This is a genomic window from Streptomyces sp. CB02261, assembly GCF_001905665.1.
Taxonomy (GTDB): Bacteria; Actinomycetota; Actinomycetes; order Streptomycetales; family Streptomycetaceae; genus Streptomyces.
Genome location: NZ_LIVX01000002.1, coordinates 581,625 through 597,290 on the forward strand (window position 1 = coordinate 581,625; position 15,666 = coordinate 597,290).

At 73.9% G+C, this 15,666-nt stretch carries 16 protein-coding genes and 1 riboswitch; of the genes, 8 read left to right on the top strand and 8 right to left on the bottom strand.

The genetic code is table 11. From position 1 onward, the window contains the following. The first annotated feature begins 124 nt into the window (after positions 1–124). Positions 125–880 carry a decaprenylphospho-beta-D-erythro-pentofuranosid-2-ulose 2-reductase gene (locus AMK29_RS08175; protein WP_073809857.1) on the top strand — a complete coding sequence of 252 codons (756 nt, stop codon included), beginning with the start codon at positions 125–127 and terminating at the stop codon, positions 878–880. 159 nt (positions 881–1,039) lie between these two features. On the opposite strand, the gene AMK29_RS08180 is transcribed toward AMK29_RS08175, so the two are convergent. Both AMK29_RS08180 and trpS read right to left on the bottom strand, forming a co-directional pair. Then, positions 1,040–1,636 carry a 2'-5' RNA ligase family protein gene (locus AMK29_RS08180; protein ID WP_073809861.1) on the bottom strand — a complete coding sequence of 199 codons (597 nt, stop codon included), beginning with the start codon at positions 1,634–1,636 and terminating at the stop codon, positions 1,040–1,042. 91 nt (positions 1,637–1,727) lie between these two features. Beyond that, positions 1,728–2,741, bottom strand: coding sequence for a tryptophan--tRNA ligase (trpS, locus tag AMK29_RS08185; protein ID WP_073809865.1), 1,014 nt, complete (start codon positions 2,739–2,741; stop codon positions 1,728–1,730). Positions 2,742–2,797: 56 nt separating this feature from the next. Between trpS and AMK29_RS08190 the strand changes: the two genes are divergently transcribed. Then, entirely contained in the window at positions 2,798–3,394 is a 597-nt protein-coding gene (locus tag AMK29_RS08190) for an RNA polymerase sigma factor (protein ID WP_073809868.1), read from the top strand. Beyond that, entirely contained in the window at positions 3,387–4,223 is an 837-nt protein-coding gene (locus AMK29_RS08195) for a hypothetical protein (protein WP_073809872.1), read from the top strand. The genes AMK29_RS08190 and AMK29_RS08195 overlap by 8 nt, the downstream gene beginning before the upstream one ends. A 23-nt stretch (positions 4,224–4,246) precedes the next feature. On the opposite strand, the gene glyA is transcribed toward AMK29_RS08195, so the two are convergent. Next, entirely contained in the window at positions 4,247–5,527 is a 1,281-nt protein-coding gene (glyA, locus tag AMK29_RS08200; RefSeq protein ID WP_073809875.1) for a serine hydroxymethyltransferase, read from the bottom strand. A gap of 72 nt (positions 5,528–5,599) precedes the next feature. Continuing rightward, positions 5,600–5,690: riboswitch (ZMP/ZTP riboswitch) on the bottom strand. A gap of 122 nt (positions 5,691–5,812) precedes the next feature. Here glyA and rocD point away from each other — a divergent pair. Then, positions 5,813–7,018 (top strand): ornithine--oxo-acid transaminase, encoded by a 1,206-nt coding sequence (gene rocD / locus AMK29_RS08205; RefSeq protein ID WP_073809880.1) that lies wholly within the window; start codon positions 5,813–5,815, stop codon positions 7,016–7,018. Between the two features lie 53 nt (positions 7,019–7,071). Here rocD and AMK29_RS08210 read toward each other — a convergent pair whose 3' ends face one another. Next, entirely contained in the window at positions 7,072–8,256 is a 1,185-nt protein-coding gene (locus tag AMK29_RS08210; protein ID WP_073809882.1) for a glutathionylspermidine synthase family protein, read from the bottom strand. Positions 8,257–8,269: 13 nt separating this feature from the next. Then, complete coding sequence (locus AMK29_RS08215; protein WP_073810712.1) at positions 8,270–8,569, bottom strand: hypothetical protein; 300 nt, start codon at positions 8,567–8,569, stop codon at positions 8,270–8,272. A gap of 130 nt (positions 8,570–8,699) precedes the next feature. Between AMK29_RS08215 and AMK29_RS08220 the strand changes: the two genes are divergently transcribed. Beyond that, a complete protein-coding gene (locus AMK29_RS08220; protein ID WP_073809887.1) occupies positions 8,700–9,554 on the top strand; it encodes a hypothetical protein in 855 nt (284 codons plus the stop codon). A 44-nt stretch (positions 9,555–9,598) separates the two neighbouring features. Here AMK29_RS08220 and pdxR read toward each other — a convergent pair whose 3' ends face one another. Next, complete coding sequence (pdxR, locus tag AMK29_RS08225) at positions 9,599–11,014, bottom strand: MocR-like pyridoxine biosynthesis transcription factor PdxR (protein WP_073809891.1); 1,416 nt, start codon at positions 11,012–11,014, stop codon at positions 9,599–9,601. A gap of 47 nt (positions 11,015–11,061) precedes the next feature. Between pdxR and AMK29_RS08230 the strand changes: the two genes are divergently transcribed. Both AMK29_RS08230 and AMK29_RS08235 read left to right on the top strand, forming a co-directional pair. Continuing rightward, on the top strand, positions 11,062–11,580 hold the full coding sequence (locus AMK29_RS08230) for a carboxymuconolactone decarboxylase family protein (RefSeq protein WP_073809895.1): 519 nt from the start codon (positions 11,062–11,064) through the stop codon (positions 11,578–11,580). Further along, the gene (locus AMK29_RS08235) at positions 11,577–12,323 is read left to right on the top strand and encodes an isocitrate lyase/PEP mutase family protein (RefSeq protein WP_073809899.1); all 747 of its coding nucleotides are present in this window, start codon (positions 11,577–11,579) and stop codon (positions 12,321–12,323) included. The genes AMK29_RS08230 and AMK29_RS08235 overlap by 4 nt, the downstream gene beginning before the upstream one ends. A gap of 66 nt (positions 12,324–12,389) precedes the next feature. Here AMK29_RS08235 and AMK29_RS36315 read toward each other — a convergent pair whose 3' ends face one another. Together AMK29_RS36315 and AMK29_RS08245 are read right to left on the bottom strand one after the other, a co-directional pair. Next, positions 12,390–13,424: a hypothetical protein gene (locus AMK29_RS36315; protein WP_073809902.1), complete on the bottom strand. Its 1,035-nt coding sequence runs from the start codon at positions 13,422–13,424 to the stop codon at positions 12,390–12,392. A gap of 1 nt (position 13,425) precedes the next feature. Continuing rightward, complete coding sequence (locus tag AMK29_RS08245) at positions 13,426–13,818, bottom strand: hypothetical protein (RefSeq protein WP_073809905.1); 393 nt, start codon at positions 13,816–13,818, stop codon at positions 13,426–13,428. A gap of 484 nt (positions 13,819–14,302) precedes the next feature. Here AMK29_RS08245 and AMK29_RS37885 point away from each other — a divergent pair, with 484 nt between their 5' ends. Continuing rightward, positions 14,303–15,493 (top strand): LEPR-XLL domain-containing protein, encoded by a 1,191-nt coding sequence (locus tag AMK29_RS37885; RefSeq protein WP_443334061.1) that lies wholly within the window; start codon positions 14,303–14,305, stop codon positions 15,491–15,493. The last annotated feature ends 173 nt before the right edge of the window (positions 15,494–15,666 follow it).

Below are 15,666 nucleotides of genomic sequence, written 5' to 3' on the forward strand. Positions count from 1 at the left end.
CCTCGCCGCGTTGTCGTCGGTCGCCGACGCTCCGCGTCGACTCCCTCCTCCGCCTTGCGAGGCACGACACCAGACGCCGCTCCCTGATCCGGCCCGACCGACACGACACCCCCTAGGAGCTCCCATGAAGGACGCCTTCGGCGCACCGCAGTCCCTGCTCGTCCTCGGCGGCACCTCCGAGATCGGGCTCGCCACCGCCCGGCGGCTGATCGCACGGCGTACCCGTACCGTCTGGCTCGCCGGACGCCCCTCCCCCGCCCTCACCGCCGCCGCCGACTCGCTGCGCGCGCTCGGCGCCGACGTGCGGACCGTCCCCTTCGACGCGCTCGACACCGAGTCCCACGAGGAACGGCTCGGCAAGATCTTCACCGAGGGCGACATCGACATGGTGCTGCTCGCCTTCGGGGTCCTCGGCGACCAGGCGCGGGACGAGTCCGACCCGGTCGCCGCCGTCCGCGTCGCCCAGACCAACTACACCGGCGCCGTGTCCGCCGGACTGGTCTGCGCGGGCGCGCTCCAGGCGCAGGGGCACGGCTCGCTGGTGGTGCTCTCCTCGGTGGCGGGCGAGCGGGCCCGCCGCGCCGACTTCATCTACGGCTCCTCGAAGGCCGGGCTCGACGCCTTCGCCCAGGGCCTCGGGGACGCGCTGCACGGCACCGGTGTGCACGTGATGGTCGTACGGCCCGGCTTCGTCCGCTCGAAGATGACGGCCGGGCTGGCCGAGGCGCCCCTCGCGACCACCCCGGAGGCGGTCGCGGCCGCCGTCGAGCTGGGCCTGCGGCGCCGCTCGGAGACGGTGTGGGTGCCGGGGGCGCTGCGGATGGTGATGGCGGCGGTACGGCACGTGCCGAGGCCGCTGTTCCGGCGTCTGCCGGTGTGAGGCGCAGGCAGGCCGGGGGCGCCGCCGGTGTAAGGCGCCGGGCCTGGGCGGCGCCCGGCCGGGGGTGCCGTGCCGGGGCGGCGCCCGGCCGGGGGTGCCGTGCCGGGGGCGCGCCGGGTCGGCGCCCGGCCGGTCGGCTCTCGCGGGCGCGCCGGTCGGTCAGGCGGTGGGGGCGGCCGTCGGGGTGTCGACCGGGCTGCCGCCCTGCGTGGGGACGGCCGAGACCGGCCGGCCGCTGCCGAACATGTAGTCGTACAGCTTCCGCCAGACGCCGTCGGGGCCCTGCTCGTACAGGGCGAAGGAGCGGCAGACCCACGCCGCCTCGTAGCCGGCGAGCTCCTCGTACGCCCGGTCCATCCCCTCCTCGGAGATGCCGTGCGCCACGGTGACGTGCGGGTGGTACGGGAACTGGAGCTCGCGCACCAGCGGCCCCGCCTCGTCCCGGATCCGGTGCTGGAGCCGGTGGCAGACGGAGACGCCCTCCTGCACCTTGACGTAGACGACCGGGGAGAGCGGCCGGAAGGTCCCGGTGCCCTTGAGGCGCACCGGGAAGGGCTGGTGGTCGGCGGCGACGCCGGCGAGGTGCGCCTCGATCTCCGGCAGCCGCTCCTCCGGGACCTCGGTCGGCGGGACGAGCGTGACGTGCGTGGGGATGCCGTACGCGGCCAGGTCCCCGAAGCCGGCGCGCCGCTCCTGGAGCAGGCTGCCGTAGGGCTCCGGGACCGCGATCGAAACGCCGAGCGTTACGGTCCCCACGTCGTTCTCCTCCGTCGTCGGTCGACTGGTGTGTGGTGGTTCAGCCGCCAGTGTGCGTCCTGTACCACCCTTGTGGCCAGGGTCCTCCGGCTCAGTGCTTCGCGGGCAGGAAACCCATCCGCTCGTACGTCTGCGCCAGCGTCTCCGCCGCGACCGCGCGCGCCTTCTCCGCTCCCTTGGCCAGGACAGAGTCCAGCGTCTCGGGGTCGTCCAGGTATTCCTGGGTGCGGGCCCGGAACGGAGTGACGAAGTCCACCATGACCTCGGCGAGATCCGTCTTCAGCGCGCCGTACATCTTGCCCTCGTAGCTCTTCTCCAGGTCCTCGACGGACGTGGAGGTGAGCGTGGACATGATCGTCAGCAGGTTGGAGACGCCCGCCTTGTTCTCCGGGTCGAACCGGATGACCGTGTCGGTGTCGGTGACCGCGCTCTTGACCTTCTTCGCGGTGGCCTTCGGGTCGTCCAGGAGGTTGATGAGGCCCTTCGGCGTCGACGCCGACTTGCTCATCTTGACCGCCGGGTCCTGGAGGTCGTAGATCTTCGCCGTCTCCTTGAGGATGTACGGCTTGGGGATCGTGAAGGTCTCGCCGAAGCGGCCGTTGAAGCGCTCCGCGAGGTCGCGGGTCAGCTCGATGTGCTGGCGCTGGTCCTCGCCGACCGGGACCTCGTTGGCCTGGTAGAGCAGGATGTCCGCGACCTGGAGGATCGGGTACGTGAAGAGTCCGACGGTGGCGCGGTCGGCGCCCTGCTTCGCGGACTTGTCCTTGAACTGGGTCATGCGGGAGGCCTCGCCGAAGCCGGTGAGGCAGTTCATGACCCAGCCGAGCTGCGCGTGCTCGGGGACGTGGCTCTGGACGAAGAGGGTGCAGCGCTCCGGGTCGAGGCCGGCGGCCAGCAGCTGGGCGGCGGCGAGCCGGGTGTTGGCGCGCAGCTCGGCGGGGTCCTGCGGGACCGTGATCGCGTGCAGGTCGACGACCATGTAGAACGCGTCGTGGGTCTCCTGCAGGGCGACCCACTGGCGGACGGCGCCGAGGTAGTTGCCGAGGTGGAACGAGCCTGCGGTGGGCTGGATTCCGGAGAGCACACGGGGACTGTCAGAGGCCATGCACATCATTCTCTCAGGTGTGGGAACCGATCCCGGACTGCCGGTGTATCAAGAGTGTGAGGACGCGGGAGGGGGGCCTGGTCGACGACGAGGCCGCGGTGATCGCACGGGTTCGCGCCGGAGAGCCGGAGGCGTTCGCGTCGCTGGTCCGCGCGCACACGGCGGTCGCCCTGAGAGCGGCCGTGGCGTGCGGTGCGGGCGCGGAGGCCGAGGACGTGGTGCAGCAGGCCTTCTTCAAGGCGTACCGCTCGCTGGGGCGGTTCCAGGAGGGCGCGGCGTTCCGGCCGTGGCTGTTGCGGATCGTCGTCAATGAGACCAGGAACACAGTGCGGGCGGCGGGCCGCCGGCGGGCCGTCGCCGACCGGGAGGCGGACCTGCTCGGGGGTGAGCCGCTGATACCGGAGTCGGCGGATCCGGCGGTGGCGGCCGAGGAGCGGGAGCGGAGCCGGCGGCTCCTCGACGCCCTGGACGGTCTTACCGAGGAGCACCGTCAGGTGGTGATCCACCGCTATCTCCTGGAGCTGGACGAGACGGAGACGGCGCTGGCGCTGGGCTGGCCGAAGGGGACGGTGAAGTCCCGGCTGAGCCGGGCGCTGAGGAAGCTGGGACGCGTGCTGGACGCGGGCCGGGAAGGAGGTGAGGGGCGTGGCTGACGAGGGTCTGCCGGACGAACTGAGGGAGCTGGGACGGCGGCTGCGGGTGCCGGACGTGGACGGCGCGACGATGGCCGAGCGGGTGCTCGCGCAGCTCCTCGCCGAGCGGGAGCCGACACCGGTGCCGGTGCCGGTGCCCGAGCCGGTCCGGCGCCGGTGGTGGACCTCGGCGTGGGCGTCGGCGTGGGCGTGGGGCCGCGAGCGGTGGCGGGCGCTGGTCGCGGGCCTGACCGGGGTGCTGATCGTCCTGGTGCTCACCCCGCCGGTGCGGGCGGCGGTGGCGGACTGGTTCGGCTTCGGCGGGGTGACCGTGCGGTACGAGCCGGAGGGACGCCACGTCCCGCCGGGGGGCGCGGTTCCGGTGCCGGGATGCGACGCGGAGCGGGTGCCGTTGGCCGAGGCCGGGCGCCGGGCGGGCTTCGAGCCCCTCATACCGGGGGCGCTGGGCGCGCCGGACGCGGTGACGGTGACGGGGTCGGCCGAGCGGGGCCGGGCGGTGATCAGCCTGTGCTGGCGCGACGGGGGGCAGACAGTCCGGCTGGACGAGTTCCCGGCCCGTCTGGACATCGGCTTCGCCAAGCAGGTCAGGGCGCGGCCGGAGTGGGTCGACCTGCCGGACGGCGCGCAGGGCTACTGGTTCGCGGTCCCGCACCTGCTGACGGTCCCGATGACGGACGCGGCGGGCACGGCCTGGACCCACGAGGTCCGTACGGCGGGCCCCACGCTCCTCTGGACGAGGAGCGGGGGCGCGCTCACCTTCCGGCTGGAGGGTGTGGCGGACCGTGAGGACGCCCGCCGGACGGCGGAGTCCCTGGGCCTTGGCGGATAGCCTCCGGCCGGTCCGTGGGGCGGTCAGACGGGGAGACCGGGGGCCGGGTACGCGCTCATCAGGTCGGCGACCTCGGCGCGGACGGTACGGAGGGCGTCCTCGTCGCCCGAGCCGGCCGCCGTGACACCGCGGTCGATCCAGGCGGCGACCTGGTCCATGTGCTCCGGGGTGAGGCCGCGGGAGGTGAGGGAGGGGGTGCCGATGCGGATGCCGGAGGGGTCGAAGGGCTTCCGGGGGTCGTAGGGGACGGTGTTGTGGTTGACGACGATGCCGGCCCGGTCGAGGGCCTTCGCGGCGATCTTGCCCGGGACCTGCTTGGGCGTCAGGTCCATCAGGATCAGGTGGTTGTCGGTGCCGCCGGAGACCAGGTCGAAGCCGCGGGCGAGGAGCGCTTCGGCGAGGGCCTTGGCGTTGGCGACGACGGCGTGGGCGTAGTCGCGGAAGGAGGGCTGGGAGGCCTCGTGGAGGGCGACGGCGATGGCGGCGGTGGTCTGGTTGTGCGGGCCGCCCTGGAGGCCGGGGAAGACGGCCCTGTCGAGCGGCCTGGCGTGCTCCTCGCGGGCCATGAGCATGGCGCCGCGCGGGCCGCGCAGGGTCTTGTGGGTGGTCGTGGAGATCACGTCCACGTGCGGGACGGGCGACGGGTGGGCGCCGCCCGCGATGAGGCCGGCGATGTGGGCGATGTCGGCGACGAGCACGGCACCGGCCTCGCGGGCGATCTCGCCGAAGGCGGCGAAGTCGATCGTGCGGGGCAGCGCGGTGCCGCCGCAGAAGATGACCTTCGGGCGCTCCTTGAGGGCCAGGTCCCTGACCTCGTCGAAGTCGATGAGGCCGCCCCCCTCGGAGGCCGCGCCGGGGCGGACGCCGTACTGGACGCCGCGGAACCAGGTGCCGGTGGCGGAGACGCCCCAGCCGTGGGTGAGGTGGCCGCCCATCGGCAGGGCCATGCCCATGACGGTGTCGCCGGGTTCGGCGAAGGCGAGGTACACGGCGAGGTTGGCCGGGGAGCCGGAGTACGGCTGGACGTTGGCGTGCTCGACGCCGAAGACGGCCTTGGCGCGCTCGACGGCGAGGGTCTCCACCTGGTCGATGTTCTGCTGGCCCTCGTAGTAGCGGCGGCCGGGGTAGCCCTCGCTGTACTTGTTCTGGAGGACGGTGCCGGAGGCTTCGAGGACGGCGGCGGAGACGTAGTTCTCGCTGGGGATGAGCCGCAGGGTCTCGCCCTGGAGGCGTTCCTCGGCTTCGACGAGGGCGGCGAGCTCGGGGTCGGTGGCGGCGAGTGCGGGATGCTGCGGGGCGTTCATGCGGGGATCCTCCGGGCGTCGGTGGGTCCCGGGGCACAGCGATCGGGCGCGGCGCCACGCGGGACTTCGGTCCCGTGACGCCCAGGCGGACGGCGTCCCGTGTGGTGTGCCGGGCACGGCTTCCCCGGGGTCGCTTCCCCGTACGCCAGTCGCCGTGCGTGTTTTCAGAGTAGCGGGCGCGCCGCGCGCGATGTTTCCCCGCCCGGTGCGCGAGCGACGATAGAAACAGGGGCCACACCCCTTCGGCGGGTCCATCCCGCGAGCCGCAGGACGAACGGAGATCCCGTGTCGGGCACACAAGACGCGATCGCTTCGGCGGAGGCGCACAGCGCTCACAACTACCACCCCCTGCCGGTCGTCGTCGCTTCGGCGGACGGCGCCTGGATGACCGATGTCGAGGGGCGCCGCTATCTCGACCTGCTCGCCGGGTACTCGGCGCTCAACTTCGGGCACGGCAACCGGCGTCTGATCGACGCGGCGAAGGCGCAGCTGGAGCGGGTGACGCTGACCTCGCGCGCCTTCCATCACGACCGGTTCGCCGATTTCTGCACGCAGCTCGCCGAGTTGTGCGGCAAGGAGGCGGTGCTGCCGATGAACACCGGTGCGGAGGCGGTCGAGACGGCCGTGAAGACCGCCCGGAAGTGGGGGTACGAGGTCAAGGGCGTGCCGGACGGGCACGCGAAGATCGTGGTCGCGGCGAACAACTTCCACGGCAGGACGACGACGATCGTCAGCTTCTCCACGGACCACGAGGCGCGGGATCACTTCGGTCCGTACACGCCGGGGTTCGAGATCGTGCCGTACGGGGACCTGACGGCGATGGAGGCGGCGGTCACCGAGAACACGGTGGCGGTGCTGATCGAGCCGATCCAGGGCGAGGCGGGGGTCCTGGTCCCGCCGGCCGGCTATCTGGCGGGGGTGCGGGAGCTGACGCGCCGGCGGAACGTGCTGTTCGTGGCGGACGAGATCCAGTCGGGCCTCGGCCGGACGGGCAGGACGTTCGCGTGCGAGCACGAGGGCGTGGTGCCGGACATGTACGTCCTGGGGAAGGCGCTGGGCGGCGGGGTGGTGCCGGTGTCCGCGGTGGTCGCCGACCGTGACGTGCTCGGGGTGTTCCGGCCGGGTGAGCACGGGTCGACGTTCGGCGGGAACCCGTTGGCGTGCGCGGTGGCCCTGGAGGTGATCGCGATGCTGCGGACGGGCGAGTTCCAGGAGCGGGCGGCGGAGCTGGGCGAGCACCTTCACGCGGAGCTGGGGCTGCTCGTGGGCGCCGGGGCGGTGGAGGCGGTGCGCGGGCGCGGGCTGTGGGCCGGGGTCGACATCACGCCGTCGCGGGGCACGGGCCGGGAGATCTCGGAGAAGCTGATGGAGCGGGGTGTCCTGGTGAAGGACACCCACGGTTCGACGATCCGGATCGCGCCGCCCCTCGTGATCTCCAAGGAGGACCTGGACTGGGGCCTGGAGCAGCTGAGGGGCGTGCTGGCGGAGTGACCCGCCCCGCCCCGCCGACGCGTCGGCGGGGCGGCGTCTCCCCCCGGGGGCCGTCAGAGGATGACGTGGGGGAGGAAGCGGGCGTACTCGTCGGTGACGAGTCCGGCCGACTCCCGGATCCCGAGCCCGGCCGCCTCGTTCTCGACGACCCAGGCGCCGAGCACCACCCGGTTGCCGTCGAAGTCGGGCAGCGGCGCCAGTTCCTGGTAGCAGCAGGGTTCCCCGTCCCGTACGAACGGCTCGGTGCCGGCCTCGTGGAGGGTGACGCCCGCGCCCTCGCGGCCGAGCAGCGGCTTGGCGACCCAGCCGGTGGTCGAGGCGAGTTCGCGCGGCCCGTCGAGGTAGGCGGGCAGCAGGTTCGGGTGGCCGGGGTACAGCTCCCACAGGATGGCGAGGAGCGCCTTGTTGGAGAGCAGCATCTTCCAGGCGGGCTCGATCCAGCAGGTCGTGCCGGTGCCGCCGCCGTTGTCGAGGGTGTCCAGGACGTGCCGGCCGAAGCGGTCGGTGGTGAGCCACTCCCACGGGTAGAGCTTGAAGCAGCTGCGGATGAAGCGGAGCCGGTCGTCCACGAAGCGGCGCGAGAGGCGGTCCCAGCCGATCCGTTCGACGGAGAGCGCCTCGGTGTCGAGTCCGGCCTGCTGGGCGGTCTCGCGCAGGTACGCGACCGTCATCAGGTCCTCGCCGAGTTCGTCGCCGTCGGAGTGGACGAAGTGGACGGGGCCCGGCGGCAGCAGGGGCGCCTGTCGCTTCCAGGCGTCGACGAGCCGTTCGTGGAGGGAGTTCCACTGGTCGGCGCCGGGGAACCGCTCCTCCATCCAGAACCACTGCGGGCTGGCGGCCTCCACGAGAGAGGTGGGGGTGTCGGCGTTGTACTCCAGCATCTTCGCCGGGCCCGTACCGTCGTAGTGCAGGTCGAACCGCCCGTACAGGGAGGGGAGTTCGGCCCGGCGGCGCCAGGACTCGGCGACCCGCGCGACGAGCTTCGGATCGGTGATGCCGAGGTCGGCGAATCGTTCCCGCTCGACGATGTGCGCCGCGGCCGCCAGGCACATGGCGTGCAGCTCCTCGACGACCTCCTCCAGGGCCTCGACCTCGGGGAGGGTGAAGGAGTAGTACGCGCTCTCGTCCCAGTACGGGCGGAGCGAACCGTCCGGGTAGCGGGTGAGCGGGTAGACGAGCCCCTGCTCCTCCACCGTCTCCTGCCAGCCCGGCCGGGGCTCGATGGTGTGCCGTCGCATGTGCCGGGCCCTCTCAGCCGCCGCCGGAACCGGAGCAGCCGAAGCCTCCGGTGTCGACGGCCTTCTTGTCGAAGCTGCCGCCGCTCACTCGGTTGTCGCGGAGGGAACCGCCGTAGTAGTACGAGCCCCGGTGGGTCGTGCCGTTGTCGTCGTCGTCGCGGCCGCCGCCGCTCTCGCACTCGTACCGGGGCAGCTCCTCCCGGGTCAGCGGGTCCACGCACCGCTTGTCCGGCTCGGAGCCGCACGCGGTGATCGTCGCCGCGAGCACGCCCATCCCGCCGAGCACCACCGTGCTCGACCTCAGCCTGCGCATGTCCGTCGCCCTCCCCTTCACGGTCGCGACCTCCACGGCCACGCTTGTCGCGTTCACGTCTGTCGCGACCGCACAGTGTAGGCCGGTCGTTTCCGGCCTCAGCCCCTAGAGTCGTTTCGTGCTTCTCGGGATGATTTGTGCGCTCCTTTCGTCCGTCTGCTTCGGCACGGCGTCCGTCCTCCAGGCGGTGGCGGCCCGCGCCGCGACGCCCGGGTCGGGTGGGGGCGTCGACGTCACGCTGCTGTGGCGGGCGCTGCGCCAGTGGCGGTACGTCGTCGGTCTCGGCCTGGACGGCCTGGGCTTCGTCCTGGAGGTCGTCGCCCTGCGGACGCTGCCGATCTACGTGGTGGGCGCGGCCCTCGCCGCGAGTCTCGCGGTCACCGCGGTCGTCGCCTCCCGGCTGCTGCCGGTGCGGCTGAGCCGGGTGGAGTGGACGGCCGTGGCCGTGGTCTGCGCCGGGCTCGCCCTGCTCGCCCTCGCCGCCGGGGAGGAGGGCCACCGGACCGGCTCGGAGGCGCTCCGGTGGGCGCTGCTCGCGACCGCCTTCGGTGTGCTGCTCGTGGGCGTGGTGGGCGGCCGGCTCCCGGACCGGCCGCGTGCGCTGGTCCTCGGCCTGGGCTCGGGCTTCGGCTTCGGGGTGGTGGAGGTGGGGGTGCGGCTCGTCGACGGCGTCGACGTCGCCGACCCGGTCCTGTACGCGGTGCTCGTGGGCGGCGGGGCGGCGTTCCTCCTCCTGACCTCGGCGCTCCAGCGGGGCTCCGTGACCACGGCGACGGCGGGCATGGTGCTCGGCGAGACGATCGGCCCCGCGGTGGTGGGGGTGGTCTGGCTCGGGGACCGCACCCGGGAGGGGCTCGGCTGGCTCGCGGTCGTCGGATTCGCCGTGGCGGTGGCGGGCTCCCTGGCCCTGGCCCGCTTCGGCGAGGCCCCGGAGGCGGAGCTCAGCGGCGACCTCGCGGACCACGCGCGCCCGAAGGCCCCCTGACGGGTCTCAGGGCAGTACCCGGCAGAGGCTCCGCAGGGTGCGTGTCAGGGCAGCACCCGGCAGAGGCTCCGCAGAGCCCCCTGCCAGGCGCTGTCGGTCGGGGTGGCGTAGCCGACGACGAGGCCGTCCAGGGTCGCGGGGACCGTGGGGCGGCGGAACTGGTTGACGCCCTGGACGGCGAGGCCGTGCCAGGCGGCGGATCGCAGGACGGCCTGTTCGGTGCCGGGCGGCAGGGCGAGGACCGCGTGGAGCCCGGCCGCGATCCCGCTGACCCGGGTGTCGGGCGAGTGCGCGGCCACCGCCGTCACCAGCTGGTCGCGGCGGCGCCGGTAGCGCAGCCGCATCGCCCGTACGTGCCGGTCGTACGCCCCCGAGCGCAGGAACTCCGCGAACGCCAGCTGGTCCGGCGCGCCGGACGACCAGTCCACGGCGCCCTTCGTCGCCGCCACCTCACCGGCCAGGCTCTCCGGCAGCACCATCCAGGCGAGCCGGAGGCCGGGGGCGAGGGACTTGCTCGCGGTGCCGAAGTACACGACCCGTTCGGGGTCGAGGCCCTGGAGCGCGCCCACCGGCTGCCGGTCGTAGCGGAACTCCCCGTCGTAGTCGTCCTCCAGGACGAAGCCGCCGGAGGCCCGCGCCCAGTCGACGACGGCCGAACGCCGGTCGGGGGGCAGGGCGCCGCCCAGCGGGAACTGGTGGGCGGCCGTCATGAGCACGGCGCCCACCGGTCCCGGCCACGACAACTCCTCCACCCTGGTCCCGCGTTCGTCGTACGGCAGGACCGGCGTCCCGAGCCCGGCCCCGGTGAGGAGACCGGTGTGGAGGCCGAGCCCGTACGACTCGACCGCCACCTCCCGGACGCCCCGGTTCCGCAGCACCTGGCCGATCAGCATCAGCCCGTGCACGAAGCCGGCGCAGACGACGATCCGTTCGGGCCGTGCGTGCACGCCCCGCGCGCGGGCGAGGTAGTCGGCGAGGGCGCCGCGGAGTTCGATCCGGCCGCGCGGGTCCCCGTACCCGAAGGCCTCGTTCGGGGCGGCGGTGAGCGCCCGCCGGTACGCCGTGAGCCATTCGGCGCGCGGGAAGGACGCGAGGTCGGGGGTGCCGGCCTTCAGGTTGTGCGTGGGCGGGGCGGGCCGGGGCAGGGAGAGCGCGGGCGAGGAGGCGGGGGACGGCCGCGCGGGCGGACGGGGCTCGGCGCGGGCGGCGACCCGGGTGCCGGAGCCCTGCCGGGCGGTCAGCCAGCCCTCGGCGACCAGCTCGGCGTAGGCGTCGGCCACGGTGTTGCGGGCCATGCCGAGGTCGGCGGCGAGCGAACGGGACGACGGCAGCCGGGTCCCCGCCGCGAGCCGTCCGCTGCGCACCGCCTCCCGCAGGGCGTCCATGAGACCGGCCCGCAGCCGCGGACCGCGGAGTTCCAGATGGAGGTCGGCCCCGAAAGTGGCCCACTCGTTCGCCATGGGAATGGACCATACGCCTGTGCCACCCGGCTCGTACGGTGAGTCACATGAGCACGCAGACCACCCTCACCGAGACCGCCGCCCCCGCCCTGGCCGAGTACGCCCACGAGCACCCGCCCCGCCTCCCCCTCGCCGAACGCCACCCGGCCTTCTACCGGGCGATGCGCGGCCTCGAGACAGCCGCCGCCCAGGACATCGACCCGACCCTCTACCACCTGATCAAGATCCGGGCCTCCCAGATCAACCAGTGTGCGTTCTGCATCGACATGCACTCCAAGGACGCGCTCGCTGAGGGCGAGACCGTCGGGCGCATCGTGCAGCTCTCCGCCTGGCGGGAGTCCCGGCACTTCTACACCGAGCGGGAACTCGCGGCGCTCGAACTGACCGAGTCCGTCACCGCCCTGACCGACGGCGTCCCCGACGAGGTGTACGACCGCGCCGCCGCGCACTTCGACGAGACCGAGCTCGCCCGGGTCATCGGCGCGATCGTCGTCATCAACGCCTGGAACCGCATCGCCGTCACCACCCGGATGACGCCCGGCCACTACACCCCGCGCTCCGCGTGAGCCGGGGCGCGTCGGCCGGGACCCTGCGCGCCCTCCACCGGGACCGGGCCGCCGGCGATCCGCTGGTGCTGCCCGGTCCGTGGGACGCGGTGAGCGCCCGCGCCTTCGAGGCCGCCGGGTTCCCCGCGCTCGCCACGCCGAGCGCGGGGGTGGCCGCCTCCCTCGGGTACGCGGACGGGGAGACGCCGGCGGCGGAGATGTTCGCCGCCGTCGCCCGGATCGTCCGCGCGGTGTCCGTTCCCGTCACGGCGGACCTGGAGGGCGGCTACGGGCTGCCCGCGGCGGAGCTGGTGGAGCGCGTACGGGAGTCGGGCGCCGTCGGTGTCAACCTGGAGGACACCGGCCGGGACCGCGCGCTCACGGACGCGCGGGCGCACGCCGACCGGCTGGCGGAGGTGCGGGCCGCCGCGGGCCCGGAACTCTTCCTCAACGCGCGCGTGGACGTGTACATCCGCGGGGCGGCCGACCCGGTGACGGCGGCGATCGACCGCGCCCTCCTGTACGCGGAGGCGGGCGCGGACTGCGTGTACCCGATCGCGGCCCCGCCCGCCGACCTCCCGGTGCTGCGCGCCGCCCTCGGCGACGTCCCGCTCAACGCCCTGGCCGGAGCGGGCGCCCCGCCCTTCGCGGAACTCGGCCGCCTGGGCGCGACCCGGATCACCTTCGGCGACGGCCTGCTCCTCCGGGCAAGGACCGATCTGACGGCCCTGGCGACGAGCCTGAGGGACGCCGGGGGGTGGTGAAGGGCCCGGGGAGGCCCTCACCCCGCAGGGGCTCTCCCGGCGCCCTGCGGCTCCCCTACGGCCCCGTCAGTGCGCGCCCGGGCGGAAGGAGTCCAGGGCCACGCGGAGGACTTCGCGCTGCTTCGGCCACGCGGTCTCCGGGCCCGCGGCCAGGATCGCGTAGTGGGTGCCGTCCTCGGCCGTGAACGCACGGTCGACGACCTTGCGGCGGCTGCCGTCGTCCCGGTCGTACGCGTAGACCAGCTCGGCGGAGTCGGCCGGGGCGCCCGCTTCCCCCGTGACCCGTTCGAGGCTGATCTCCCGGTAGCCGGGCTTGTTGGCCCGGCCGTCCTCGGAGGCCCCCCGCAGGGCCTCGTACGGGGTCAGACCGGCCTCGGTGACCACGAAGACCTGGAGCAGGCTCCGGCGGTCCGGCGCGTTGTAGAAGACGCTCTGGCCGGACTCGGTGCGGTCCCAGCCCTCGGGGACGGCGATCGTGAAGCCCTTGAGGTCCTCGACGGCGCGGTAGCCGGGCGGCGGCACCTCGTCCCCGGGGGAGGCGGCCGTGGCGGTGGGCGAGGGCGTGTCGGAGGGCGACCCCGTGTCGGAGGCGGGGTCGGTGGGGTCGGTGCTCTCCGGGACCGCCGTGACGGACGCCGGCGGGCCGCCCGCCGCCGGGGACTCCGCGTCGCCGCGGCCCCAGAGCAACCAGCCGCCGACGGAGCCCGCCGCCAGGACGGCGACGGCGACCCCGGCCGCGACCGCGGCACGCGCGCGTGGCCGGGCCGACGAGCCGCCCGAACCGGGTACGGCGTACTGCCAGCCGCCCGACTCCGGGTTGTAGACGGAGACGTGCGCGGGGACGGTCCCGGGGTCGTACGCCGGGACGGTCCCGGGGTCGTACGCGGGGACGGTCCCAGGGGCGTACGCCGGGACAACTCCGGGGTCGTACGCCGGGACGGCCCCGGAGTCGTGGACCGGGGCGTACTGCGGCGGAGGCGGCGGGGGTACGACGGGGCCGCCCCCGGCTCCGGCCGTGGGGCCGGGTGTCGCCCCGCCGGTCTCCCAGCTCTGCGTCTCGTCGTTCCAGCGGGCACCGCTCCCGCCCCCGTGGCCGCTCATCTCACCCTCCGAGCAGGGTGCCGACGGCCTGGCCGACGGTCACTCCCGAGGCGAGGATGCCGGTCACCGCGCCGGCGTCCGTGAGGGCTTGGCGGAGCCGGGTCAGGCGTCCCGCGTCGGCCCGTCCCGTGCCCTCGATCTCGTCCTCGGCGTCGGCGAGTTCGGCGTCGAGGGCGGCCGTCTGCTCGGAGGGCACGATGCCCCCGAGGTCGGCGCGGAGCCGGCGGATGGCCTGGAGCAGCGCCTCCTGATCGGCGTCGCGGGGCGGCTGGGTGCCGTGCACGGTGTGGGTGACGGTGTTGTGGTCGCCGATGGTGACGCTGCCCCCGGTGTTGGTGACGTGGATGCCGCCACGGGCACGGTCGTCAGGGGTGCCGTTCCCGGTCTCAGCCACGGTTGCCTCCGGTCGTCGCGGTGGTGAAGGTCTTGCTGGTGACGGTGTTGTGGTTGCCGAGGGTGACGTTGCCCCTGGTGTTCTCGATGAACGTGCCGCCCTCGGCGACGTGCACGATCTTCTGCTCGAACTCGGCGGTCTCGTACCCGGCTTCGCGGAGCGCGACGGTCACCCCGTTCGCGACCCGGTCCTGCACGCTCTTCAGGTAGCGGCTGACGTCCATCTCCTGGAAGAGCGACGCCTCGTCGTCGGAGCCGAGTTCGCGGACCGACACCTCGGGGCCCTCGGGCAGCGCGTGGGCGTGTCCCGCGGTGAGCAGCCGCCAGCCGTGGCCGAGCGCGCGCCCGACCGTGACCAGGGCCTGCCCGGCGGAGCGCGGGGTCTGGCCCAGGGCCCAGACGGCCTTGCCGAAGTGGTGGTTGTGCCGATAGCGGTGGGCGATCCGGTCGGCGTACCGGAAGAGCGGCTTCACCGGCCGGAGCACATGCGGTGCCACCTCCAGCATCAGCATCCCGCCCTGCGTGTGGACGCGGACGAAGACGGTGGTGACGATCTCCTCGCCCCACCCGCCGACCCGGATGCGCAGGAAGTGCCGACGGCTCTCGCCGCCCTCCTCGATGGCTCCGGAGCGGTGCGTCTCGAAGCCTTCCGGGGTGTACGGGGCGGCGCCCCGGGCGGGCAGTCCGTCGACCGGCAGGAAGACGACCTCGTCGATCTCCAGCTCGCGCAGCCGGTCCCGTACGGCCGCCCGGATCTGCGGCGAACCGTGCGGCGAGGGGACGCGCAGCGCCTCCACCAGCGGGACGACGTGCCGCATGATGGCGCTGTTGTCGAGCGGTTCGGGCGCCGAGCCCTCCAGGTTCTTGCGCGGGCGCAGTTCGACGGAGAGCGACCAGGGCTCGTACGGCTCACCGGCTCCGCAGAACGGGTCGTCGGCCCCGTACATGACGAGCCGCGCGTGCTGCTCGACGCGGATCCGGTCGCGCAGGCGGCGGGACCGCGCGCCCTCGGTCTGCTCGGCCGGGTCAGAGCGCTGGTCGGCGAAGCGCTCCCGGGACAGCTCCTGGGTGAGCGCACGGGCGAACTGACCGCGCTGGGTGGCCACCGCCCAGGCAACGAGGAGCGGCACGGCGACGGTGATCCACACCTCCAGCGGGCCGATGCCCCACATCTCCTGGGCGGTGAGACTCACCGCGAACTCGTGGAACTCCCCGGCCTCGGTGAGCTCGGTGATCGTGCCGAGGAACTCCCCGCCGGAGTCGTCGTCGGCGAGGAGGAGGAAGAGCAGGAGCAGGGCGGACTGGAGGAGGGTGATCCGCCCGTACCAGCGCACCAGGAAGGCGAGGACGACCCGGTATGCGGGGGCGGTGGCGGACCGGCCGCGGATCCAGCGGGCGAGGCCGAGGACCAGGAAGGGGCCGATCAGGAGGGCGACCAGGCCCTTGGTGAGCGGGATCGCGATGAACCAGAGCGCCAGGATGCCGACGGCCCAGCCGAGTTCGACACGGCGGGCGCGCAGGGCGTGGGCGAGGACGCGGCTCGCGTCGTAGCCGAGGGAGGGGGCGGCGAAGCGCTCCTCGTGGACGTACAGCTGGTCGATGACCGCGTCGCGGAAGCCGTCGTCGAGGTACGTGCCGGCGCAGAGCAGCCGGGTCGCCTCGCTGGAGGCGGGTAACCGGCGCGGGTCGACGGCCGGCGGCGCGTGCGGCGGCTCGCCGGGTTGCTGCGGGATGGACGACTGCGTCAAGGCTCCCCCGATGGTGTGTGACCGTCCGCTCCACGGCCCGGTCGGCCGTGAATCGGTGGGTCAGCATAGGGGAGGCGGGGGTTCCCTGTCGGCCGGAAAAA